Genomic DNA, 25,620 nt, shown 5'->3' with positions numbered 1-25,620 from the left:
GGCTGTGGCTTACAGGCGTATGTATACGAGGTCAAAAGGGCCGGAGCTCTGATCGTCGAAGGTCAGGGGCAGCTGGTTGTCTCTTTTGAATTTTACCTGATAGACGCCCTCATAAATGCAGTTATGAGCAAGGGAGAGCTTCCACTGATTGTAAGGGGCGTTGCGTGAGGAGGCCTCATTTACCATATGGGCAAATTCGCTGCCCTCAAGTGAAGGGGCCGCCGAGCGCAGCTGCAGGCCGCTGGTGACCAGAAAGCGGTTGTTGAGGGCGCTGGTCAGCCACGGACGGACACTGTCATCGCTGTCGGCAATGCTGTCAGGACGGATATTAAGTCCCCGTCCCATTCTGATGATAAAGCAGGGCACGCTTTGATCTTCAAGGGTGATGCCACCCGGGCTGATTTGTGTGGCATCAACGGTGATAATCTGAATATGCTGGCCAAAAAGGGCACTGAGGTTACGATTGCTTGAGGTAAAGCGCATCATGATGGAGCTGAAGCGGTTGCGCTCCTTTTGCATGTAATCAGCAATGGCGCTGATGCTGGCACGCACATTAAAGGTCAGAGGCAGATTTTCATCATTGTCCATGCCCTCAAGACCGGCGAGGCTTTTGTTTTCACGGCGGTTTTCAAGGGCGCCAAAGGTGCGGCGGCGGCTTAGCATGTCCATGATGGCAAAGGCATGGCTGTTAAAGCCTGCAGAGGCATAAATGCCCCCTGAGGGACTGAGAGCCTGAATATAGTCAGGAGCAGTGCTGTCCACCTCGCCCAGAACATACTCACTGCAGTCAGATGCCGTAAGCACCACACGCTCATGATCAGTTTTAAGGCCAAAAAGGGCAGCTGCAGCTGCGGTGGCCTCGGGCGACGGAGCATCATTACTTTCAAGCTCAACTTCAGGGGCGTCGCTGCGGCCCTTAGCGCCCAGCAGCATACGTGCTGAAAGCACTTCATTGCTTTCATGGCTGAATGCCGGCATAACCTCAGGGGCAGCCTTTGAGGCCGCAAGAGCGCTCAGGCGACGACCTATGGCACCGCCGGCAAAGATCTCTTTGTCATCAGTTGAGGCCATTTTGCCTTTACGGCGGCGTACCGGTTTGGGCAGATCATCCCAGGCAAAGTTACCCATCTGGCTTTGTAAAGCATTTTTCAGTTCGCGGCCCTGAGTGGTGCGTCCGTCAATACGGGTACGCTCTCTGGTGTTGAAGTAATTGATTTCTTCTGTGGGGTCACCAATGCCGCTTATGGTGCGGGCATCACTTTCAACCAGCTCATCAAAGGCATCAAACTGGCGATCCTCCGGAGCCTGATTGCGCCGCTGCTCATTGCGGTTAACCAGGGATCGCATGGCCTGTACCGATTCATTGCTGTCATTGAGAACATTGCGGTACTCGCGGACCATATTGTTGTAGCGATCTGAAGTCTTAATCAGGCGATCATACAGATGGTAGGTCAGAGCCAGCTGGTCATCGCACAGGTAAATCTCACGGAACTCCTGAATCTGCATCATGTAAAAGAGCACCCTAGGGGCAGCCCCGGACATGAGGCGAAAGAAATTGCCGTAATCAGCACTGAAGACAGCACGGTGTTCACTGAGCAGACTTTGCAGCAGAGGCAGGCAGATCTCGCGATGCTGCTCATTGAGAATAATCTCACAGACAAGGCGGTGGTACAGCTCACTGGAGAGCTCCACAGTCTGTGAAAGCAGACTGTCAGGAGCACTCGAGCGTCCCGACGATCTGTTTTTAGCACCTGTTCTTGCCATAACGCACTTCCTTATCTGAAAACACAAGTATTACCAGGCTCCGCACCAGGCCGTACCGCCACAAAGCTGGGCGTACCGGCACTAACCATTGCTTCCGGCCTGTCCGCTGCCGCTCCTGCCGTCCATGTCCTGGCAGAGCATGACCAGGTAATACCTGGCAGCAGCAGGCCATGGCCGACACTGACCATTGCATGGCCATGCTCAGGCTCACAGCCGGGCTCTGGCCATGAACAGGCCACGCTCATAGCGGCGCTCTGTCCATGGTCTGACAAAGCACATGACCTGGCAAAGCACATTCCGGAGCATGGCACATGACCTTTCCAGGTACTCGACAGGGACTGCCTGGCGCAGCCTATGGCCATAAGCCGGTGTGCAGGTGTTGCTGGCTGAATTATGGAGCTGTGCTCAATGCCGGGCAGCTGCTGCACACATGCTTGTAAGCGTGATTATCTGTGCATTTTAGTGGAAAAGCGCGCAACGCTCCATACACAGCCTGATCCATGCCCCAGGTCATGGGGCAAGAGACAGGTAGCAGGCAACATGGCTGTGGCCTGCTGTTGGGCATGGAACAGGGAGCGACAATCAGGCTGTTGCCTGCTGCGTAGCATGAGGACGGGCACGGCAATGCGGCAGTAGCCATGCTGTGTAGCATGGGGCCCAGGCTAATCCACAGGCCGGATCCCTTGAAGTGCTCGTAGCGGCAGCTGGTATGGCAGCAGCAGCTGCAGCATGCACAGGCATGCCACAGCCGGTATGGATTCAGACGTGGGTACAGGATATTTGCAGACAGGCGGTCAGATCGGGTCTCATTCGTTCAGGTCTGGTTCAAAGGGGCGCAGTACATGCGAGCGCATGGTTTTCATACGATAGAGTCTGTCACGCAGCTCAAGCTCCTGCTGTCCGGCAGCGTGCAGGCTGGTAAAAGTACTTTTATACAGGCTGGCCAGCTGCTGCTCATGAGGGTCAGGGGTACTGTCCTTTAAGGCAAAGTGTTCCCGGGCTGCCCTGCGGGCAGCCTCACTGTCAGCAGATCCGTGGCTGGCTGACATGGCCTGACCATGAGCCTTTGCTGCACCTGGGCTATCGGCTGTTCTGGGTGGATGCTTGCGCGGGCGGCCGCGACCTCTTTTGACCACAGGAGTGCCGTCAGGGTTAAAGCGGGGTTCATAAGACTTTTTCTTTGAGACAGCAGACCGGCAGCTGGCAGCAGCAGAGTCTGCGGGAATTTCTCTGACCGTCTGTTCATTAAAAGGAGGTATCGGCAGTCCCATAACACCTGTTTCAAAGCCATGAATGCGGTAGCTGAAGCTGCGCTGATCGACGGTCACAAATGTACAGGGACTGCCTCTCTCCAGTTTTTCGGATGCGGCTGCGTGCTCCATGCTGTGCTCATTGGCGTAAGCCCAGTCATGACCTGCGGCACCCTGAGCCACCACAGTTTGAATCCTTCCATAAGGATGGTCCCACATGGCAAGGGTACCTGGCCTGCAGGAGCGCTCATGGACAGTGCCCGCGCCTCCGTCTTTACGAGCGCTTATGTCAGCTTCGGCAGAGCGCTCATGGACAGTGCCCGCGCCTCCGTCTTTACGAGCGCTTATGTCAGCTTCGGCAGAGCGCTCATGGACAGGGCCCGCGCCTCCGTCTTTACGAGCGCTTATGTCAGCTCCGACAGTGCGCTCATGGACAGGGCCAGTGCCGCCGTCTTTACGCACGCCTGTGTCACCTCCGGTAGAGCGCTCATGGACAGGGGCAGTGCCATTGGCTCCGTCTGCGGCACAGCTCATGTGTTCAGCAGGCTTTTGCTCAGCTGGCCAGTCATCAGTCCCGTGCTGCTGACTGGACTGGGACGGTGGCTCGTGGGCTGGCTCAGTGTCAACAGCAAGGAGGCCTGTATTTTTGTCAGTCTCATAAGAAGTATCAGTATCCGCAGTAACATCATCATCAGCATCGGTCTCAGCAGTAACGGCAGCATCAGCATCAGCAGCATAGGTTTCAGCAGTAACAGCATCAGCAGCATAGGTCTCAGCAGTAACGGCATCAGCATAAGCATTGTCTTCACTTGCCATGGGAGAGGCTGTGCTTTGGTTTGTGGAGCCTGCTGCGGCGGGCAGGGGATCTGCGCTCTGGCTGTTGTTGGTCTTGAGAGCATCAGAGTCAGCGGGGACCTGGGGCTGTGCTGGTCCGCTAAGGTTCACAATGGTTGCAATCAGGCTCTCAAGGTCAATGCTGTTATCTGCATTACCCTGACCACTGCAGTTACTGTCATGACTGGCATCAGGGCTATTATTGTCGTGGGCGCTGCAACTGGCGTCATAATATGGCTCAAGGTCAGCACAGGTAAGGCGGTCAATCTCACTGTACAGTTCGTCTTTATCAAGGCGTGGGGCGGCCTCATGACGCTCCCATTCCTTTTGCAAAGGGGACTTTGACCTGAGAGACAGACTGGCAGACAGGGAAGGCGCATTGCGTTCAGGGCCAAAGCGCTCAGGCTCAAGGGCGCGGCGCTTTTCAATGTCCTGCTGCTTTTCCTTATATTCAGCAGATGCCTTCAGGCGTTTCCATGACTCCATAACAGCCGCATCAGGCTTGTAGCTTTTGGCAGGAGCAAGAGGGTGAATACGCTTGCGTCCCCGCTTGCGCTTTTCAGGCTGGTTATCAGTCTTACCGTCCTGAGTGGCGCTGACGGAGGGAGCTGCAGCAGCAAGGGCTGACGTGGCATTATCGGCATGATGGTCAGCAGATGCGTTGTCGGCATGAGTTCCATTTGCAGTTGCAGCGGCGGTATCGGCGCAGGCTGCTGCCACAGAGGCAGACTCCTCTCCAGCGGCTATGGAAACAGGTGCAGAGCAGACGGGGGCAGAGGCAGTGCATGATGTAGCGGTTCCTGAAGAGCTCTCTGTATGGGCATTAGCAGATGACTTTGCATGAGCTGCGGCAGTGGCGGCTACAGCCTCGGGGTTACGTGCACCATGATCCCCTGCAGGGGAGCCTGAGTAAGTGTCTGAGTTGTCGCAGCCAGTATGTGCAGCATCAGCTGATGGAGCAGCTGCGGCTGCTGCATTTTTGGCGGCTGATGTATTTACTCCAGCCGTTGCATTTGCAGCTGCTGTTGCGGTGCCAGCTGAGCTGGATGGTGCTGGTTCTTCTGGCTGCCCATCTGACAGGTCCATGCTGCTTTCAATTTCAGGCATGTGCACTGGAGGCAGTTTGGGCTCTGCAAACATGGAGGCATAACGTGGGCTGAAGTCAGCCTGGGCACGGCGTACCAGAATGCTGTCATTATAGACACGGCGGCTGTCGATAAGGCGCTGTCGTATAGAGCGATAGGCTGTGCCAGCTCGCAGTCTGAAAGCAGGCTGCTCATCTTCATCAGCTGTCTTTTGCTCTTGCGGAGCACTGTCGGCAGGGTCAGGAAGTTTGTCAGTGCTGACCTTGCCCTTATTTAAGTCCCATGGGGCTAAGGACTCTGTCATTGAAGCACCAGCCGATGGATCTGCCCCTGACTCTGACTCTGATGCTGCAGACTCTGAAGCAAAAGATAATGATGAGCCGTTGCCATCCTTGTTTAATGTAGCCGGGCATGAGGCGTCATGAGCTGAGGCGGCCGGATTTGAGAGCCCGGGATGTTCTGTGCCAGCCGGCAGGTCGCCATAGGATGAGCAGGAAGATGCGTGTGCAGTGGGCGTACTGGATATTGCCTGGCCTGGTTCTGTGGCTGCACAGGGAGTTACGGGCTTTATCAGGCTGTCAGTGTGCCTGTGCTGGTTTTCGGCTGCAAGCTCCTGAGCTGGCAGAAAGCGCGGGTCAACAGGGTTGCTGTCACGGTTGCCAAGTATGTCCGTTACAGGCTGCATGCGACGGCGCTGCACTGTGTAGCTGTTTTTGTTCCTGTGGTGTGGCAGACGGTCCTTGCGTGACGGTACTGCATACTGAGGCGGGAATACGGGCTCCAGAGATGGCATCCATGAAGGAGCGGTGCTGGCTATTCTGGAGCCCATTTCCGAGTACTGCTCATCGCACAGCGCTGCGGCAATAACAGGTGAAACCTGAGCACTGTGCCAGGCGCTTTTAACAAAGTCAGTACGTACACTGGTGGCATAGCGGGCTGACTCATGCATTTCATGTTCTTTGAAGTACATGTGGGCACTGCTGTCGCGGGCGGCAATGATTCTGACATCCTCGCACAGCTGATCATGGGACAGCTCACTTTGTATTTCCATGGGATAGCGATGGACACCGAAGATACGGCACAGACGGCTGCTGAGCTCAAGACTGGTAAGCACCCCGGCATCTTTCAGGCGCAACAGGGCACGGTACTCTACGGCCAAACGGTGGACAAGGCAGAACTCAATAAGTTCTCCACTGTACCAGGCGCGCAGAATAGACTGCAGATTGAAGTGTTCCCTTAGCTGATGAAGGTCTTTTACCTGATATTCGCCCATCATCAGAACTGAGGAGCGGGCGCTGTCATGGACAGAGGAGCCGTCGCTCTTTTCCTTGCTGACGGCTGATTCTTCAGAACGCTTTGACGGTAAGTTGCTCATCTTTAAACCTTAATCCCTGGCTGTGGTCCTGCCCGGCGCACAACAGACCGGCTGCTCAGCAGATACTCATCCCTCTGACATGGCAAGAACGGTCATGGGCATGGCTGCAGCCTTGCCTGATGCCGTGACTGACATGACAGAGTCTCGCCATACTCAGGACACAGGGGCGCTCCATATGCCCATGCCACATGAATTGTCCATATGCCCAGGTCACAGGGTCTGAAAAGAACCTCGAGCCTGACTTTCAGTTGCAGACTGGCCTGTTTTCAGGCGGGGCGGGTCATGAAACGGGAAAGAGCATCTGCCGGGTGTATAACAGCAGGGCTTTGTTTTTCGTTTTACTGTTATTGCCTTGCCAGTATTGCTTTTTATAAAGGCCGTACTCTGTGCCTGAAGACAAGTGAAGACCTTTATGGTTAGCAATACCGGCTTAAGCTGTCCTTAGCGGTGGCCTGAAGAGCTAGCCACCCTGATAATCAAAAATCGAATGCATCCGTCACATCAGCCCGGCCCCAGGGCCTCAATGTATGTTCCCCGAATGCTGTCTCACCTCATCCGTCTGTCTGACTGCCTTCTTACATGCATGCATGGACTCATGCATTTGCATCTGCAAGGAGCTCAGTCTTTACGGCATGCCCGGCCACATGCCTGAGACACATACCCCAGACACATGTCTAATACACATACCACGGAGACATGCACCGGTGACATGGTCGATGCCGCTCTGTCTGTGTAACTCCAGTACTGCATACTGCTGATCTTTGCTCCGGGATTGCCCCGGGCAATGAGCACCAGCTGCTGTCAGTCGTGCCTGAGCTGTGTTCAGGCAACTTACAGTGGCCGGGCGCCTTTTGGGCATGAGCAAAGACGGCAGACCAAGGGCAGATCTTCTCTGTCCCTGAGTGCCGGGCTTAAACTATGGTGTGATGGGGAACTACAATGGATGGTCCTGAACTGCAGTCAGGATGCACAAAAGCTCCGTCTGGCAGGTATAACCCTGAAAACGCAGCAAAGGGGGCACTGCGCGGGCGGGCAAAGTAAACAGGTAGAAATGCCCTGATGCCAGAGGCTCGGATAGTAATCTGTATGGTGCAATATAAAATGTCACCAGTGCTGCACATGGTCAATACTGCAGCATTGCAGCATGGTTCATTAGCTCATGGGGTCATTGGCGCCAGCTGTTGTACAGCACAGAGGCTGTCATTGAACAGGCAGGCCGCAGGCCGGAGCACAGGCCAGAAATATGACCTTGCAGTCGCATTTGATGGCTCTGATGGTGTTTTGCTGTTATGCATGCAGAGTCATCAGTGAGCATCAGGACAGTGGGTTGCTGATTAAGGTGACAAAAATTTAAGAGGTGTGATGTGTTCTGCCAGCAGGATATGGTGCAGCGTAATACGGTTTCAGAGTGTCTGCTGAGCAGAAAGCTGCTGTTAAGCAGATATAGGTAATGAGCCCTGTTATCAGTTGACTGTACAGAACCGGTACTGGTTACTGTCAGACTGGACAGCCGTCTGTCAGACCGGGCAGCCATATGAAATAGTGGACTGGCAGCTGTCAGACTGGATCTGTAGAAATCTCTGGCTCATTGACCGGTATAAAAGGTTATCACGCACCTGACTTTTGTGCAAAGATCAAAGCCGGCAGCGCTGTGCTATTATTCTCAGCGGCGCGTCAGCTACGCAGCCCGGGAGCAGCCCGCAGCTGCATTGTTTATCTGCCTTCAAAGGGATTAATCATGAGCCAGACTACAGTCTTAGCTATCGATACTGCTACCGAGAACTGCTCGGTAGCCCTGAGCCACGGAGATAAGATCTTCTACAAAGGTCAGGTGGCTCCACAAAAGCATGCCAGTCTGGTTCTGGGCATGATTGATGACCTCCTCAGGGAAAACGGTGTAGAGCGCTCCGATATAGACTGTGTAGCCTTTGGCAGTGGCCCTGGTTCCTTTACCGGTGTGCGTATTGCTGTTTCTGCAGCTCAGGCTCTGGCCCTTGGTCTTGATGTAAAGGTATTTGGTGTCAGCGACCTCAAGCTGCTTACTGTAAAGCAGATGGTTGCACAGGGCTCCATGGAGCATCCTTGCTATGGCCTGTCCTGCATTGATGCCCGCATGGGCGAGGTCTATCTGGCTCTGTACCGGTACGACGGCAATAATCTAAGTACCGTGCTTGCCGAGCAGGTAATCAGGCCTGAGGCTGCTCTTGAGCTGATTGCCGGAGAGCTGTCCAAAGTGGAAGCCGGAGCGGTAACAGTAACCGGCGGTACCGGAATGGCTATTCTAAAGGAGGCTGCTTCAGCCAGACCTGATCTGTCCCTGCCTGACCTGAGCACAGAGGAGACTCACCTCTATCCTGAGGCTGACGCCATTATCATGTGCTCACGCCTTGGTGATATGAATCTCACCGACCCGGCCCTGGCTGAGCCTCTTTATTGCCGCAACGAGGTCACCTGGAAGAAGATAGGCGAGCAGTAGCATCCCCTACAGCCATGGCAGCCTGACCGCTCAGACAGCCACAAGCTGCCTTGCAAGGGCATGTACCCACGCTACGTCCCATGCCGGGGCATGAGCTGAGGCCTGTTCCTGTGCGGTAGCAATGGTTTGCCCCATGCCAGTTCCTGGACCTGGCCATGTCTGCAGGCAATGCAATGTAGCATCATCTTGCCCTTTCTACTTGCTGCCTGGCTCCTGCCTTTCAAGACCGTTCTGCTCTGTCGCAGATACAGATGCCCGGAGCAGTCCGACTCGCTCAACTCAACTCAAATCAACTCCTTTCCGCTCCAGCCACTCATCTTACAGCAGCCTTGCTCACGGGCATGCTGATCCTCCTTATACCGGACAACTGATCTCAGGTCGCCCTTCAGCCATTCCATTGAGCTGACGCGCTCAACCACGCAGCAGTGTGCTTAACTCCACGCTTCAGTCAGTAAGAAATGGCAGGTGATAAAGCCCATACAATGGCAATTCTTTCACGGGACAAAATGGCAATATTAACCTTTGGACAGGTATTAATTTGCCGCAGAGCCGCCAGGTAAAGCCAGGTCTTTTAGGGCGGTTGTGCAGTGAAGTTTGTCCGGGAATGATGATATGAAAGGGTGGTTGCGAGTTAAGGACTGTTGCTCTGAATTGGATAAAACAGGGCTTTTAAAGCAACATGAGGGGAATGGAGCCAGGACAAAAGTTGCAAAGTAAAGTATTTTTGAAAAATGGCACACATTTTTCATATGGATATACTGTTCCTAAGACAGGTACGTTCAGGAAGATCATCCTTAACAGCTTTCTTAGGCATGCTGCAGACTGCATATCGGTCTTCAGATGCGCCACATTGCCCTTCAGACAGACCTCTGGTCTGGGCCTCAGAACAAGAATCTGGATTGATTGAAATGCTTTTACGCCAGGAACAGGCGTGAGGAATTGGAGCTCTCAGTCGATGCAGAGAACCCTGACTTGTAACAGGCAGGAGAAGTTCTTAATGCGCTGGGGCACTAAGAGGGGTGGCATCAGAGCAAGCTCTGATGCGCAAACAGAATAACAGTTGTGCATTGCCTGAAAACAATGCGGCAGGTACTGCAATACCTGCACTGTTTACAATCGGAGATTAACTTCGATTGAAAGATCTCTCCTGAGCGATCTGCTCAGTGGCTGGGGGTTTTTGGACTTAGGAATATGGACCCTCAGCATTCTAAGTATAGAGACGGCCTGGATTCAGAAAAATTTAATCTTTTTCCAAATTTTTCTTTCCTCCCTAATTTTCACCTGCATTTCTAACCCAGATAAAATCCCATATTCTGGCGGTTTCCTAACTTTTCTCTCCTGCATACGATTTGCGACAATTTTTGCCGCCAAGTGCTCTATCGCGCGGCAGGCGTGCATATACAGGCTCGAAATAGATACACCGATTCCCATTTACGGACCCTGAAAATCCGTTATATCCGGCAAATATTGCCGTCCATGATTGTGCGTAAATCCCACCAAAATAGCTCAATCCAAACGAAAAACCCCGTATTAATCGCATTTTCAAATTGAGCAACTTCCAGAACAAAGACTATGAGTGCTGCAAGATCAGTGCTCCTCCCCTGCAAACGATTGCGTTGAACCGAATCCATAGCTCACTTGAACCTCCCATTTAATATCAGCCATCATTGCATTTCAAATCAGCAAACCTTTGCCTTACAGTCATACCTGCACATGTTCTCCCTATCCCAGATCACATAGATGCATTACAATGCGTTGCTTTGCAGCGCCATTTGTCACTCCAGGTCAGCAGAAACCTGTAACGGGCAGCTCAAGATCATTCAGTTCTGTATTTCGCAGCCTTGCGCGGTGTTCAAAAGCCACAACAAGGGCCCGGCAGCTCATCCCGTCAGTTAGGCACGCCTCGCCTCATAAGGTCTGATGTGCCAATCCTCATAATTCATTCCTTCATCCATTCATCCATCCGTCCATTCATCCATACATCCACACATCCACTGGCAGAAGTCTTATGCAGCCACTCAGGCTAATGCCCGTCCGTCTACTCGCATCAGGCAGGGCATGCTTGTCTGCAAGGCGGCTCAACAGGTGGCTAATGGTCATTTGCCTCTATGCGTGGTTGAGATGTGGTGAGCAACCCATTGCAGCTTATTCATACGTATAGCAGGAACGATCAATATGGGGACAGTGCCTTTCAGATGACCAGCTGTCTTTTGCCCCGGCTGCAGATGCTTAGTGGTTGACGTGCATTCTTTGCCGTCTTCTTGTCTGGCGGGCCATACCCCATTATCTGATGCGGCCAATGAGGTTGAGTAAGCAACATGGAGATACTGCCTTATCTGAGGAGTTGCCTCTTATGGGGCCATGCTCATGCATTGAGATTTACCGTCCTTTCTGAGCGTGCTTCATATCTGGGCAGCCATTGTCCATCACTTGCTGCGGCCACTCAGCTGGAATGAGCAACATGGGGATAGTGGTTTGTCTGAGGCTTTGTCTCTTTAGGGGACTCAGGTGTAGCAAGGTCGATTGGGCATACTGGAAATGCGGGCTTATGGTCCTGTCTTTCTTTCTTCATGATTTCATGCGGCCGCTTTGCTGAATTAAGAAGTGCAGGTCTACAGGCTAAGGTCTGGAACGCTTCGTTGAGGCTTGGCAATATGAGCTTATGTTGGCTTAATCTGTTAGGGCGGGCTATTAGCTCATGGTCGTTGTGAGGGCATAGAGGTCTTAGATAAGACTGTCAAAGACGCTGAGGAACACTTGGAGGAGGAGGAGGCCTTCGTGATTATGCCTGGAGCTGTCATTGGTGGATTATTTTCTGTGTCATTAATATTTAAATCTATGAAATAAGTTTGCAATCGCAAATCGTAATGTTCTGAGCAAAAAGTAGATGATAAATGCCTTATAAGTAGGATTTATTACAATGAATGCTTAGAAAATACAGTGCCTTTATTGTATCTATAATTTTTGTGTAAAGGTCAGTTCATGCGAAAATTACATTTTCAATCGTAAAAATAACAGTATCTATTTGCTTTGCGTTGAGAGTGGTGATCTTATTTGAAGCGAAGTTCTGGTCCATGCTTCATTTGTAAGAATTATCTATGGTTGTTAGACGAATAAGGAGGCTCTCATGGCCGTATATGTGAATACCAATGTGTCCAGCTTAAATGGCCGCCGCTATCTCAATAATGTGCAGGGACAGCTCACAACTACATATCAAAGACTCTCCTCTGGCCTGAGAATTAATTCCGCCAAGGACGACGCAGCCGGCCTCCAGATCTCCAGCCGTTTAACTACTCAGATTAATGGTTTAAATCAGGGTAACCGTAACAGCTCCGATGGTATCGCCTTGGCTCAGACCATTGAAGGTGGTATGGATGAGATTACTGGCATGCTCCAGAAGATCCGTACCCTGGCTGTTCAGGCTTCCAACGGTACTAACACCCTGGATGACCGCAAGGCTCTTTCTAAAGAAGCTACTGCTCTTTCAAAGGAAATTACCCGTATTGCACAGCAGACCACTTTCGGCGGCAAGAAGGTTCTTGATGGTGCTGGCGGCGACAGTATGTTCTCCAAGGCAGCAGCTGCCAAGGGCAACGAGCTTGGTACTCTTACCTTACAGGTTGGCGCAAATAAGGGCGACGTAATTAGCTTCGATATAAACGGCGTCAAGTTCTCACAGATCCTTTCCATGGCTAATGTTAAGGAAGATGCATTTAAGGGCTACTGGTCAAAGACTAACAATGTAATTACATTCTCCAGCGCTGATGCTGCTCAAAGTGCTATTGAAGGCATGGACAAGATGATTGCTGCAGTCGATGCTGCCCGTGCTGGACTAGGTGCAATCCAGAACCGACTGGAGAGTTCAATCCGCAACCAGGCAAACGTTTCCGCCAACCAGTCTGATGCCCGCAGCCGCATTCGTGACGCAGACTTCGCCGAAGAGTCAGCAAATCTGTCCCAGCAGTCAATCATCCAGCAGGCAGCTACCTCCATGCTCATGCAGGCTAACACCCGTCCACAGCTTGGTCTGTCCCTGTTAGGCTAATCTGACGATTTACAATACTTTTATACAGCTTTTCAGCCAGTCTGAGCTGAAAATAAAAGGCCCTGCGCTCATCGAAGCTCAGGGCTTTTTTGTTGATTAACGCGTAGTAATCAAGGCCGTTTATCTGCGAGGTCAGACGGGAGCTGATCTGAAGACCCGCTGCATCGTCCTTTGCAGAATTGATACGAATGCCAGAGGAAGGACGCTGGTAGCTTGTACTAAGCTGATTCTGTACATTATTAAGCTGTCATCTTCCATGAAGGGAGGACACATTGGTATTTACATAAACTGCCATGATAGTACTCTTATGTTAATAAGCGACAGGGGATCATGGCAGATCCCCTGCAGCCACGTTTTTCGTTTCGTCTTTCGTTTTATTAGAGCAGATTGAGGGGTTTTTCATCTGCTGCGCCTTATAACTGTGGCGCACAGCTCAGAGCCGCAAGCTCTGCTGATAGGATGCCGCCGGTGTTGTGGAACCCGCCCTCACACACAGAGACGGGGCACCGGCGGAACTTGTTATATTATCGTTTACACAGTAATTTTATTTCTGCATTAAATTTGTGATGGTCACTTTACCATACAAATCTTGCATGTCAATATCTAATAGATACATGTTATCATTTTCTTGTAATAGTTGTTTATGCGATCTGTATGGGGGATTGTGTAGGTGGCATGTAGTTGCGTAGCAAAATATGCACATTATTGGAGCATACTGCCTCAATGGATAACAGGATTTTTAGAGCTGGAAAAATTTAATGTATAAACAAAGTTGTTTACACAAAAAATTAACATTTTAAAGTCAGACAGCTCATCAGTTACATGGCAAAGCTATTATCAGCTCCGCCGCTCATGCAACTCATATTTAATATTAAGAAATATGCAAAGGAAGTAAATGCGTTATGTATGGATTTGTAGAGTGTATTGGGGAGGCGATTAAGAGAGATTGTGAATTCAGGCGTGAGTCTAATCGTAGCCGGATAAGCTGTATCGTTTCTTCATATACAATTTTGTATTGCATTAGTCCTGACTGCTACAGTGGCAAGGCCATATGAGCTGCTGTGTATTGATTGTTTCTTCTGGAGAATCCAGGAGCACTGATACTGCTGGGGACAGGCAGGCCAGAAGCTGGAGTTCTTTGTCTTGCAAGCGGATTGAAGAAACTGTTCGTGCTGCTGTGGTCAGGAGAAACTGTTCTTGCTGCTGTGGTCATGAGAAACTGTGTACCTTATCAGCAGGGAATTTCGCTCAGCTTGTGGGGGTATGGGCATTATAGCTGTGCTTATGAAGTGATTGACCGCAGAGAGGGTAATCATTCAGATATCAGAAATTGAGAGCGCTATCTTGTTGGGATGTGACTGTGTGGCAGGGTGTGGCAGGGTATGGCAGGGCAGGTTCAGTATGGTGTTGAGTGCTACTGAAGAGGTATTGCTCACTGCGCAGACTGGCAGGACAGTTTCAGGTTCTATATTTCAGGTTTTATAAAGCATCAGGGCCGTTATCCATATGGATAGCGGCCCTGAAAGCACAGGTATTATGTGGTTTAGAACGGGGGTGCCCGGTTCGCCTGAGTACATCAGTACTCAAAGTCAAAGCGGTAGCTGTCCAGAATACGCTCAAAAACAGGCTTGAGGGTTTCGAACTGCTGTTTGACATTGGCGGCCTGTACCTGACGCCCTACCAGCTCACAGCGCAGGGTAGCCATGGTGTTGTGGCTTACGATATTGCGCTCATAGAAGTAGTTCTGCATATCAGGAAGTACACCGTCCTCGCCCTTTTTCAGGAATGCGTAGAACACCAGCTCCATATAATGATCGTGAGGGTTAATAGGAGCAGCAAAAACGCTTGGGTTCTTGTTCTGCCACTCTATGGCCTCAGAGGTGTTACGCAGTGCTCTGACCTCTTCGTACTCACCATAGAGCATGTTTTCCTTGTCTCTGAAGCGCTTGAGCAGACCATCACGGAACTCCTTGTAGGAAAGCGGTTGGCTTTCATCAAGAGGAGTAACCTTAAGGGTTATCATAAAGTTGGTCTTATCAGAGCTGTAGCTGATAACAGTTGAGTCACCGGCCACCATATAGCTTTCCTTCATATCCTCAGGATAGTCAAAGGAAACACTCAGACGGCCCTGTGAAGCCATATCTGAGTCCATGGTGTCTGAAGAGCCGTCAGCATCACCGGAACCACTGACTTGTCCTTTGTCTGATGATCCGACCATGCCGGCAAGGGCTGATTTACTGTCAGCACCGTCAGGCCTGTCAGTTAAGCTATTGTAGTTGGAGCCTGACGGAAGCAGTGATTTAACTCCACTGAGATCATCTACACTGCCGGGAGCCGGGGCAGGCTGCGCTGCTGCCTGAGGCAGCTGAGCTGTCATCTGCTCAGGGTTAAGGGCGATAACATGATCACAGCGCTTAAGGCTTAATTGCAGGTTGCCTGCAGCGACAGTGCTGCTGGCAGAGCTCTTATCCTCAGCTGACTTGTTACTGTCTGATCTTTGCTCCTTGCTGATAATCTCGTCAGAGGTCAGTGCCCCCTTTTTTGCTGCAGACTCAGCCAGAGCATTGGCTGGAGCCGGTGCAGGGGCGGCAGCTGATGCCAGCAGGGATGAAGAGTCCAGTGAGCCGTGCGGGGCAGGTGTAGCCCCGTCTGCATCCGGCTCCAGACTGTCATCGAGGTCTTCAAGGAATGGATCCTTACTTGCAGATGCCGGTGCCATGGCAATATAGGTGCCATTTTCAGAGGTCATAATGAACTCATTGCTGAGCTGACCATAAGTGCCATTAATTACAGGAAGAGAATGAGGCTCAAGGTCCTCTTCAGGGTTACGGGCGCGGCTTGCACCCTGGCGCTGGCTGTTACTCTCAGTGCTGTCGGTTGAGCGTGCAGTAGTGCGGCTGGAAATAGTCTCTGCACCACTGGCATATGCCGCAACGGCAGCCGATGATGTCAGAAGAGCCAGCAGGACGCTAGTAGACAGTGAAGAAAACTTGTTCATAAAAGAAAAACCGAAAATGGAGCTCTTGTGCTCCGGGAAGTATGCAGCAGATACTTCCATTAAGCTAAAACTTGAATCCCGGCCCTGTTAAAGAGAGAGCAGGCTCGGGCAGCATGTGTCATGGCAGATAAACCGCAGCCATGGCCTTATGTATTGATTTAACCGGACTCCGGACCGGTATGGCATGCCCTTGTGCCTGTCAGGCAGATTGGCTGCTCAGTATGTGATTCATTAACCCTTAAGAACTTTGTGGAGCTTACAGGGGCGCAGTTGTCTGATAATGCAGCTGGTTGACATACTGCTTAATATGCGGCGCACCTTTTCAGGCAGCTGTTAGATGATAGCGTTATTATGGCATGAATGCCATAATGCTGATTCAAAGATGAGTTACAGCTCACATGTAAGCCTTTTCATGCTCGTCAGATACAGCGAATGCCCACTGTACAGGTCTTAGCCAGCCGTAAGATATGACTGACTACAGCATGCATGAACCAGGGTAAAAGCCCGTCATCTTTTGAAGCATCATCAGGTGCCCAGTGGCACGCCCCATAAGAATACTTAACAAAATAGAGAGAAATTATTCACTGCCATTAACCAGCTCCACTCATGAGTTACTGCTTTGTGCTCCAGATAGATCAGGATGTCAGTACAGTACATGCGGGCAGTCATTGCGGGCAGCGGGCGCTAATTTAAGCCATAGCGCTGCGCTTTGCAACACAATATCCCCAATATGAGCAGTCTTAAGACTAAAAATGTCTGAAAAGATCCAAACCAGTGCAAATGACAACGTTTTCAGCGTACAAATTGAGCGGCTGTATCAAGTATATGTTACGTAACATTGCCGTACTGTTGAGCTATCTGAATGATTTTATGTTACTGGTAACGATACAATCATAATACCTTGGCTTAACTGGGTTTTTATAATCATTGCTGCAATTTGCCCGGGCCTGTTATGCCTCCTGTGCAGAGCGCGGCCGCCGCAGATTAGAGTTCAAAGGGGATTTCAAATACGTCATGGACGGTATACAAGATGACTCCAGGCTGCATTGAATGACCTGCATTTATCTGAAGAATGGTGTAGGCCCCATTATGGCAGACGCATTGATGCCAGTGACGCTGCATGCTGCAGCATGCAGCATGGTATGAGGCGGCTTGGGTGTACGAAAGAAATATCGGAAAAGTTGCGCTGGCTGGCCTGAATGCAGGGGGCATTAAGCTGTAAGACAAAGAGCACTCGATGGTATTGCAAGCGGATGACGAGGGATGACGAGTGGCTTGCGCTGGTATAGCGAGGGATGACGACGGCCTTGCAAGAGGCTTGCGAGGGAATGGCAATGGGACCGCGAGGAGCTTACAAGGGGATGAGGAGGGGATGGCGAGGGGAATGGAAGGTGCTTAACTGCTTTAGCAGGTGATGGGAAGAACTGATACTGATACTGATACTGAGGCAGGGTTGGGGCCGAAGCTGAAGTTTGAAATGTAGTATCTATGAGGCAGATAAAATAAAAGCAGCTCGACGCTGCATAATTATGGCGGTGAGAGGGGGATTCGAACCCCCGATACGGAGTTACCGTATACACGCTTTCCAGGCGTGCTCCTTCAGCCACTCGGACATCTCACCGCACTTGCGAAGAACCTTTTCATCAGGCTCAGTCGCTGGAACGGTGCTCATTATATAGAATTTCCGTTCATGTGCAAGCGCTTTTTTATGTTTTTTGAAAAATCTTTTTCCATAAATTTAACAAATGGCTTAAACAGGCCAATGCACAGGGAAAATTTCAGTACATGGGCAGCCTGGACTTTCAGAAAGAAACCTGCAGCTGTCACACGCACCACTGTGCTGCGGCTCCACGCAGGTTGTGCTGCAGTAGTTATCAGCAGTCAATGACATGCATCTTCAGACTCCAGCTGTGCCCAGCTGACTGATGACAGCCAGGCTGTTATACCGGTTGCATGAATGCAGGCATGAAAAGCGGAATGCAGAGCGTGTCACGCCTCCAATTGCATGCCAGTGCATTGTGCTTGTGAGCAGGCATGGAACAGAACCCTGTTTATAGCTTTTATGGCTATCTCATGGCTATTACGATGCGCAGGATTTCTGCCACCTGCATGAGCATGTCTGAAGGTATGATTTCCTCTTCATTGCCCTCAGCAAAGAGAGCTCTGGCAAGAGGGGCATTGCGCATGATTGGAATGCGCTCCTGCTTGGCAACTTCGATCATGCGCCTGGCCATATCACCCTCACCTTTTGCCAGCATGTATGGCAGTGGGCATTTCTCTTTGTCGTAATCAAGGGCTACTGCTTAATGGGTTGGGTTGACCACAAGTATCTTGGCTTTACGGGTACGGTCGAGTTTAGACTGATTTTGCATTTCTCTGTGTAACTGCTTTCTTTTAGATTTTATATGAGGATCGCCTTCCTGTTCTTTATACTCACGCTTTACTTCATCCATGGACATCATATGCTGTTTTGTATAGCGGTATCTGGTGAATATCCAGTCAAAAAGGGCAATTACAATAAATGCTGTAAGGGTATAGAGGAGCAGGGCTACCGTCATCTGTCCGCAGAGGGTCACAAGAGACATAACGTCAGATCGATCAACCTGCTTAAGAAGATGGTTAATACGTTTTAGTTATATACCACCTGGATTAGCTGCAGATAACACAGCAGGCGGGCATGCATGCCATCGGGCAATAGCCATAACAAATCTGGCCTTAGCAAACACGAAGGGATTCTTCCTGCATGCTGAATGACAAATACAGGGCCCGAAAAAATGGGGCCGACACCCTGGCTGGTGTCGGCCCCTGATTTTTTTCAGCGACAGGTTTCAGGCTTAAGCTTCAGACCTCACTTGAGGCCCGGCATGCCCTGCGCAGCGCCAGCCGTGAACTGTCAACGTGCGCTGACTTCATAGCATAAGTGCTTTGTATAACAGCAAATAAAGCATAACCTGTACCCACTGTTTGCCACCAGTCAGCTCTGGGCCAATGACCTGCCACCATACTGCGTCCTTCCACATCCGCCACCAGCAGCATCTTAATCGACACTGAACTTGCGTATGAGGTTCTGACCAGGTGGTTCATGATGCTTTACATAATATATGGTAAAACGACCAGTCTTACCCATGTAATCACGATAATACTGGCCTGTGCTTTACATAATGATATGTATTTTGCCAGCTAAAGCGCCTGCAATGCCCATGGTATACGTGGGCATTTTACTAAGAGGGCACTTTACTACGTGGGCACTTTACATAAAGTACTGGTTAGCGTGTGGCCTGTGCCACGACGGCAGCATTAGTCTGCCAGCTGGCGGAGCACTACTTCATTAGTTCATTGCTTCACTTCTGCATTATGCTGGAAGAGTGCTGCCTGGTCCTCTTTGATGCAGGCAGCCTGTGCTTGTGACGCGTTAGCGCATGCGGTTTTCGCTGAAGCGGAACTTCTCGTTGTTGTCCGAGGTAAGCAGCATGGTGGCATCCTGCTGATTTTCCAGAGCCTCATTCAGGCTGCGGCGCTTGTACTCAATAAAGTCCAGGGCCAGTTTGAGGTCGGCGATATGAGTTTTAAGGGCTTTCTGCTTTTCTGACAGAATCTGCAGACGCTCTGGAATGCTCTGATGGCCCAGCTGACACAGCTCTACAAAGGAGCGCATCTCCCTGATGCCCATGCCGCAGTGCTTAAGACAAAGCAGGCCTCGGATCCAGGCAATGTCTTCATCGTTGAAATAGCGATAGTTGTTGCTGTTGCGCTTGATATCCGGAACCAGACCGGCACGACAGTAAAACTTGAGAGTGTCGTAGTTAATGCCCAGCTGTTCACATGCCTGTTTCATTGAGTACATATTATTACCTCCTTTACCGCAGCTCCCTTAACTGAGAGCAGATCACGGCATAACGGCTGTCAGTCCGTATTCCGGCATAAGTATACGGACTGTGCACCTGATGAGCATCTCGTACTCTGATGCCTGGTGCGCCCGTTTGTGAGCTCTCTGCAGCTTACTGTCATACCTGTGTGCAAGGTGCCTGCGCAGGTATGAATACAGAGTGGGTGTAACGGGGGAACTGTGGCGGTAAGTGAGACATCCTGGACCTGTATGTAACTTCATGCATAGCAGTCAGCTGATACAGGAGGGAGGGCACTGTAACTGTGTCCCGGTCACTGACTCGATCAGTATCACGGTCCCGGTCACTGACTAGGGCAGTGTCACGGTCCCGGTCACTGTCTCCGTCACTGTCTCCGTCACTGTTTTACCGTTATGGCCATGGCCTTTGTGAATATTGTTATGGGTACACGCAGGGTTAGGCACTGATGCTCAAAACGGGGTGTTAAATGGGAAAATCAGGCTCTTCCTGGCAGAAAGACAGAGCCATTTGGTCCTGCTTGGCAGGCAGGGATGTAAAAATACTCTTATACCGGCCAGAGAATGGCAGGTTATCTTGTTACCTTCTGTGTTTTAGTGCCATTGCTGGCACTGGTTGATTAGATTGATTGTTGTCATACCAGGCACGTATCTCCTTATGCTTTACCATGCCGGATGTCTGATCTGCGATTTGGAGCACAGCTGCGAATTTCATAAAGAAAAACTGCAGGCAGCTGCGCTCATTCAGGAGCGCAGAAATCGCCCGGAGCTGGTCGAGCCATGCTCCTGGAGAGAATTTGAATAAATCATTAACAGCCAGTAATCCTCAGTGTTTGATAACACAACACAAGCGCAGCAGCGCCGGTATGATGCTCTCAGAGCCGGCAGCAGCGGCCAGGCAGTATGTAGTATGTACAGGCAGTATGCAGTATGCAGCAGACACATAGGGCACTATCGACGTTTGACTGGCTGTGCAGGAAAGCACCTGCACATGAGTGCACCAGTGGCTGTCGTTAGAAAGCCCTCAACGTATGAGCTTAATGGCCATGCAGTACATACATAACTGGCATCACTCATGCCCCCGGGCATTGCCGTTTCTCGTATGATCTGAGGCCATAGCATTGGCTATGTCATGGAAGTTCTGCTGTGGCCATGCAACTGATCCGGGATCCAGTTCCCCGGGATTAATCTTTCAGGCTATAGCCATTGAGCCTGTAGTTAACCCTGATGCCCATTATTCAAAATGATCTCTTGTGGTATGCAAGTGTGTTGAGATGTTTGAGCCTTCCCGAATCACTAACCAGTACCCTTTGTGAGTTATGCGGGTACAAATACGGAGGCTGCAGCAGATTTTGTGGTCGTCAGTCTGAGCTCCGGTACTGTTGATACCTTATTAAGCTCTGACGGGTCTTTATGTTCTGCTGTCTATAGATAACAAATTAAGCCTGTAAGTTAAGGCAGATAGAACTAAGTATTTGTACGTGATTCTAAAAGTCTCTGCGGTTTTTCGTCAATACGCCAATATCATGCGTAAAATTTTGCAAAGTCAGGGAAGTTGCGTTTTATTGCGGTGAATAAGCATACATTAAAGCTGGCTTTGCAGATATGTGACTTTAAATTTGTGCGACTTTATGGGGAGCAAGGACGGTTCAACAAAAGTAAGTTACTTGCGTTTTATTGCTTAATATGCCCTGATTGTCATGAGATTTGTCCACTTGTTGGACAAGAATCAAAAAATCTTGCGATCTGTGCCTCATTTTTAAGGTGCACGGCACGGTCAAAAATGGTGCAATGCAAACGCATATAAGGCCAAAATCAGCCAGTTTATCAGGCACTGTGCACATTTGAGGCTAAATGCACGAATTGCACATTTGGTTTAATATTCTCTTAGCAGCTCTTCAGCTTCGATCGCCTGTGCAAGGGACTTTATCCCGGGTATGAAAACCCGGTAGTACTTTTGGTTGAAAGGCAGGGATTTTAATGACAGATTATGAGCCATAATTTTTGAAAAGTGCTGAATTTATGCGGTCAAAAGCCTAAAAACCCGGTAACTGCGCCCGTCATCGCAACACTTCCATACAAGCTGATAATGTTCAATACAGGCATGAAAATACCTTGATAAATGTGAGCAAAACCAGGCAAAAACTTGCCAGGCTCCTTGAGCAGGCAAGACTGACATGGCAGTCCGCTGCAGTTGTATATGGCCCGTCAATGTGATAATCGCCCACCCCCGGCCCGTAAGTCCTGCCACTCTTCTAAGGAAACCACTATCAGCTCACTTCCTGCTGGCACATTTGCAGGACCACTATGACCTGCATTCAAACAGCACTGTTGGCCTCCCGGTAATCCAAACAGCACAGTCAGTCCCGCTGAAATCCATACAGCACAGTCGGCCTCCCGGTAATCCATACAGCGCAGTTGGACTCACGGTAATCCATACAGCGCAGTCGACCTCCTGGTAATCCATACAGCACAGTCGGCCTCCCGGTAATCCAGACAGCGCAGCTGGACTCACGGTAATCCATACAGCGCAGTCGGCCATACTGTGTCCTGTCTGCAAGTCTGCAAACCTGTCCGACCGCAGGCCAGCTTCATGAGAGTTGCAGCTGACCCTGCAGGTAAAACATTCTGACATCCCGTGCTCAGTCTATCTGCTGATGCTGGGCACAGCTCATAGAGAGTCCCTGTATCGTCACCAGGGCGGCACCATTGCCTGTAACTGACATACTACGTAAAACCTTGCCATGGTCTCCAGCAGCATCAGTGCGCGTGCACGATGCAGTCTGTAAGTACAAGGTGTATTCAGTATGGATGCATTCTAATATTCTGGAGCTTCGGCCGCGACTGATGGCATGGCAGGTTTTGCTGGGATGCTCTGGTCCCCAGAGGCGGGGTAGTGCCCTGCCTTGCGGTCAGGGCAGATTATGATGGCGGTGGAGGTGGGGAAATGAAAAAGGGCCGGCAGCAAAGCTGTCCGGCCCGGGCCGCCACGCGGCCTGCGGCCGGGGCGGATGAAAGTGTTAGTGAGAGCGGAACTATTCCTGCTCAGCTGTTCTGGTTACCAGGTTGATGGCCTCGTCATTGTAGACAATGTCATTGAGGGTGCGGGCCTGACGGTTAAGGCTGTTCTGGACAGTCATGTTGAGGTATTGGGCGTAAGGAACGTTCATAACCTCGGCATAGGTCTTGAGGTCTTCAGCAGAAGGCTCGCTTACCTTGCGCAGTACGCCCAGAGTCTCGGTGCCGTTGTTGGAGGCAATCACCCAGGCTTTCTGAGTGTCCACTGGCAGAGCATATACAGCCTGGTTGAACTCAGGACCTACGGCATCAACAGATGGAGAGAGCACAACGCCCTTTCTGGCAGTTACGTTTTCAGGCAGGGCAGCATTCTCATCCTTTGTGACGGCCATGGCGACCTTCTCAAGAGCCTTATTGATGGCAACATTGAGCTTGTCCTTTTTGACCATGGCGACGGCATCGGCCTTAACCTCATCGAAGTTACGCAGAGCAGCGTCGTGGTGCTCGGTAACGTTGATTACGATGGAGTTGTCATCATCGATGGAGATAACCTGGCTGTTAACGCCTGAGTTGTAAACTTCCTCATTAAAGGCAAGACCCTGTACTGCAGCATTGTCCAGAGGCCATGCAGCCTTGGTATCGCCCTGATCGAGCAGACCGGAGTTCTTAATCTCAAGCTTGAGAGCCTCAGCGGTTACGTCAAGAGAGTCCGGGTTCTCAAAAGAGAGGTCAGACATGGTGGTAACACGCTGGTTGTACAGGTCGCGGGCCTGAGCGGTGATGTAGGCGTCCCTGACCTTGTCCTTGACTGCAGCAAGCTCTGGAGCATGAGGCTCAACAATTTCAGTGAGGCTTACAAAGTGAGCGCCGGTTTCATCATCAATGCGGTCGCTTACCTGACCTGCAGTGGTCATGGCAAATACGGCAGCATCCAGATTGGCAGCCATCTCACCACGTGAGAACAGGCCCATGTCGCCACCCTTGGAGGCAGTGGCCTTGTCATCAGAATACTTCTTTGCCAGCTCAGCAAAGGACTTGCCGTCCTTAATGCCCTTTTCAACAGCGGCAAGACGCTTGTCGTAATCCTTGCTGCCCTTGCGGATAACAATGTGAGCTGCGCGGCGCTGCTCCGGCAGGGTGAAGTCCTCAGAGTACATGTTGAAGTACTCTTCAAGCTTCTCATCGGTAACTTCAACTTCCTTGCGCAGATCATTTACTGACAGGAGCAGGTAGTTAAAGCGTACAGTGGCCGGGGCCATGAATCTGTTGTGGTTGGCGTCATAGAAAGCCTTTGCTTCCTCGTCGCTGGCGGTAATGCCCTTTTCAATGTCAGCAGCATCAACAGTGTAGAGATCCACAGTACGGGACTGGGAAATGATGCGGGCTACATTATCAAGCTCAAATGGCAGAGGAATGGTTGAGGCAGTGATAACAGGACGGGCAACAGCCTCGGTCATCAGAGAAACACGCAGCTGCTCGCCGTAATAGTCAGGGTTCATTCCCATGTTGCGAACGCTGGCCAGATAGAGCTCGTTATTGAAGCGGCCATCTTTCTGGAATGCAGGGCTTCTGCGGATTACATCACGTACCTGCTCGTCGCCAATACGTACATCCATATCCCATACAGCAGCATTGAAGGCAACATTGTCGATCATGCGCTCCAGAACCTGCTTCTTGAGGCTGGCGACGTACTCAGGATTTTCCAGCAGATCTGAGCCGTTAGGAATACGGTGCAGCTGGTTGGCCTGACGGTTGTACTGATCGGTCCACTCATTGGCGGAAATCTTGTAATCACCTACGGTGACAGGATCAGTATTGAGCCTTGGGATTAAATAGCCGCCCACACCGGTGAGCACGAAAGAAACAATGATCAGGGCAAGCAAGGTCTTAAAGGCCTTGGAATTGGCACCGTCGCGTAATTTGTCCGATAACATCAACTTTTCCCCGCAATTCATCACCGTGCCTGACCAGAACTTAAAGTCACGCTCAGAGTAAAGCAGAACATGGTCTTTGCTGATCTGCTGGCAACTGTGCTGATGATGAACTGCCACTAACACAATAAAAAAAAAGCTGCCTGATAACGGGCACTGGCCCGGTTTTGCAGCAGGGCTAAATATTAGCATAGCCCCGTACCATATAAAAGCTGGCCATGGTCCATAAACCCGGACTTCATGCCAGTTGCAGCAATGCAGAGAAAGCATCACCTGTGACAGGCTCAGTACAGTCAGGCCCGGGCATGAGTGTTCAGATGCCGGTCACGATTTGTGGCGACAGGTGCGGGCTCAGCTGCGGGCTACGCTCTCATAACACCCAGGCCATGGCTGTCATGACCTGTAAGTCCTGGCAGCCATGTCTGCAGGAGTTTTGCTGTCAGGTCAGCAAAGGACACTATAGCAGTGCTTAATGAGCGCCTGCTTAGCTGCCTTATACTCATGACCGTCATGTGGGGCTCAGAGCTGCTGGCTCCTGATCTGCAAACGCACGAGACTTACACAAATACAGAGCGCCAGCTTATCAGGTCACATCAGTACTGAGTCAGGCAGATTTAAACCGGCCTCAGGCAGTGAACGCATCCTGTGTATATATTTGAGCCGCTGGTTTTAGAAAGCATCAGGCTGGCGTGTTGGCCGCAGGACCATTGGTTATTTAAGACAGCTGACTGCGGGGCTCGCCTGCTTATCAGGCCTGCGCCATGGACTTTGCACATAGGGGCCGTGGCACATGAGTTGGCGGACAAGGACAAGAGCAGATGCCGGGCAGATTTTAAAAGGAGGGATGGGCTTTATAAAGCAGAGTTTTGCAGTGGGAGGGCCGACTTGATCGATTTCTGGCTGGATGAGCGATTGATTGATGAGCTGATGGTGTGCCCTGCAGACTGGTAAGCTGAGGGATCGCCCTGCAGACTGATGAACT

The 25,620-nt window shown here is 50.9% G+C and carries 10 protein-coding genes, 1 tRNA gene and 2 pseudogenes; 2 read left to right on the top strand and 11 right to left on the bottom strand.

The genetic code is table 11. The annotated features are described in order from the left end of the window. Positions 1-9 precede the first annotated feature (9 nt). Both MXE39_RS04875 and MXE39_RS04870 read right to left on the bottom strand, forming a co-directional pair. The gene (locus tag MXE39_RS04875) at positions 10-1,764 is read right to left on the bottom strand and encodes a hypothetical protein (RefSeq protein WP_246978333.1); all 1,755 of its coding nucleotides are present in this window, start codon (positions 1,762-1,764) and stop codon (positions 10-12) included. Positions 1,765-2,570: 806 nt separating this feature from the next. Continuing rightward, positions 2,571-6,308, bottom strand: a complete 3,738-nt coding sequence (locus MXE39_RS04870) for a hypothetical protein (protein ID WP_246978332.1) — start codon at positions 6,306-6,308, stop codon at positions 2,571-2,573. A 1,738-nt stretch (positions 6,309-8,046) separates the two neighbouring features. Between MXE39_RS04870 and tsaB the strand changes: the two genes are divergently transcribed. After that, positions 8,047-8,784, top strand: a complete 738-nt coding sequence (gene tsaB, locus MXE39_RS04865) for a tRNA (adenosine(37)-N6)-threonylcarbamoyltransferase complex dimerization subunit type 1 TsaB (protein ID WP_246978388.1) — start codon at positions 8,047-8,049, stop codon at positions 8,782-8,784. 1,230 nt (positions 8,785-10,014) lie between these two features. Here the strand turns inward: tsaB and MXE39_RS04860 are convergent. From MXE39_RS04860 to MXE39_RS12940, 3 genes are all read right to left on the bottom strand, one after another. Then, complete coding sequence (locus MXE39_RS04860; RefSeq protein WP_246978387.1) at positions 10,015-10,215, bottom strand: hypothetical protein; 201 nt, start codon at positions 10,213-10,215, stop codon at positions 10,015-10,017. A 20-nt stretch (positions 10,216-10,235) separates the two neighbouring features. After that, positions 10,236-10,415, bottom strand: coding sequence for a hypothetical protein (locus MXE39_RS04855; protein ID WP_247073824.1), 180 nt, complete (start codon positions 10,413-10,415; stop codon positions 10,236-10,238). 812 nt (positions 10,416-11,227) lie between these two features. After that, a complete protein-coding gene (locus tag MXE39_RS12940) occupies positions 11,228-11,356 on the bottom strand; it encodes a hypothetical protein (RefSeq protein ID WP_281503482.1) in 129 nt (42 codons plus the stop codon). Positions 11,357-11,911: 555 nt separating this feature from the next. Between MXE39_RS12940 and MXE39_RS04850 the strand changes: the two genes are divergently transcribed. Continuing rightward, entirely contained in the window at positions 11,912-12,829 is a 918-nt protein-coding gene (locus MXE39_RS04850; protein WP_246978385.1) for a flagellin, read from the top strand. Here MXE39_RS04850 and MXE39_RS12935 read toward each other — a convergent pair. From MXE39_RS12935 to MXE39_RS04820, 6 genes and pseudogenes are all read right to left on the bottom strand, one after another. Next, a pseudogene (locus tag MXE39_RS12935) lies at positions 12,789-13,124 on the bottom strand (hypothetical protein). The gene MXE39_RS04850 and the pseudogene MXE39_RS12935 overlap by 41 nt on opposite strands. Positions 13,125-14,405: 1,281 nt before the next feature. Beyond that, positions 14,406-15,887 (bottom strand): hypothetical protein, encoded by a 1,482-nt coding sequence (locus tag MXE39_RS04840; RefSeq protein WP_246978384.1) that lies wholly within the window; start codon positions 15,885-15,887, stop codon positions 14,406-14,408. Between the two features lie 1,470 nt (positions 15,888-17,357). Continuing rightward, positions 17,358-17,448: transfer RNA gene (locus MXE39_RS04835), tRNA-Ser, on the bottom strand. Positions 17,449-17,893: 445 nt separating this feature from the next. Continuing rightward, positions 17,894-18,451: pseudogene (locus MXE39_RS04830) on the bottom strand (EscU/YscU/HrcU family type III secretion system export apparatus switch protein). 788 nt (positions 18,452-19,239) lie between these two features. Further along, the gene (locus MXE39_RS04825) at positions 19,240-19,671 is read right to left on the bottom strand and encodes a MerR family transcriptional regulator (RefSeq protein WP_246978382.1); all 432 of its coding nucleotides are present in this window, start codon (positions 19,669-19,671) and stop codon (positions 19,240-19,242) included. Between the two features lie 3,053 nt (positions 19,672-22,724). Next, positions 22,725-24,641 carry a SurA N-terminal domain-containing protein gene (locus MXE39_RS04820; RefSeq protein WP_246978381.1) on the bottom strand — a complete coding sequence of 639 codons (1,917 nt, stop codon included), beginning with the start codon at positions 24,639-24,641 and terminating at the stop codon, positions 22,725-22,727. Between the last annotated feature and the right edge of the window lie 979 nt (positions 24,642-25,620).

The organism is Anaerobiospirillum sp. NML120511 (genome assembly GCF_023050955.1).
Taxonomy (GTDB): domain Bacteria; phylum Pseudomonadota; class Gammaproteobacteria; order Enterobacterales; family Succinivibrionaceae; genus Anaerobiospirillum.
Note: the sequence above shows the minus strand (reverse complement) of the source record. Positions and strands in the feature narration are given on the sequence as shown.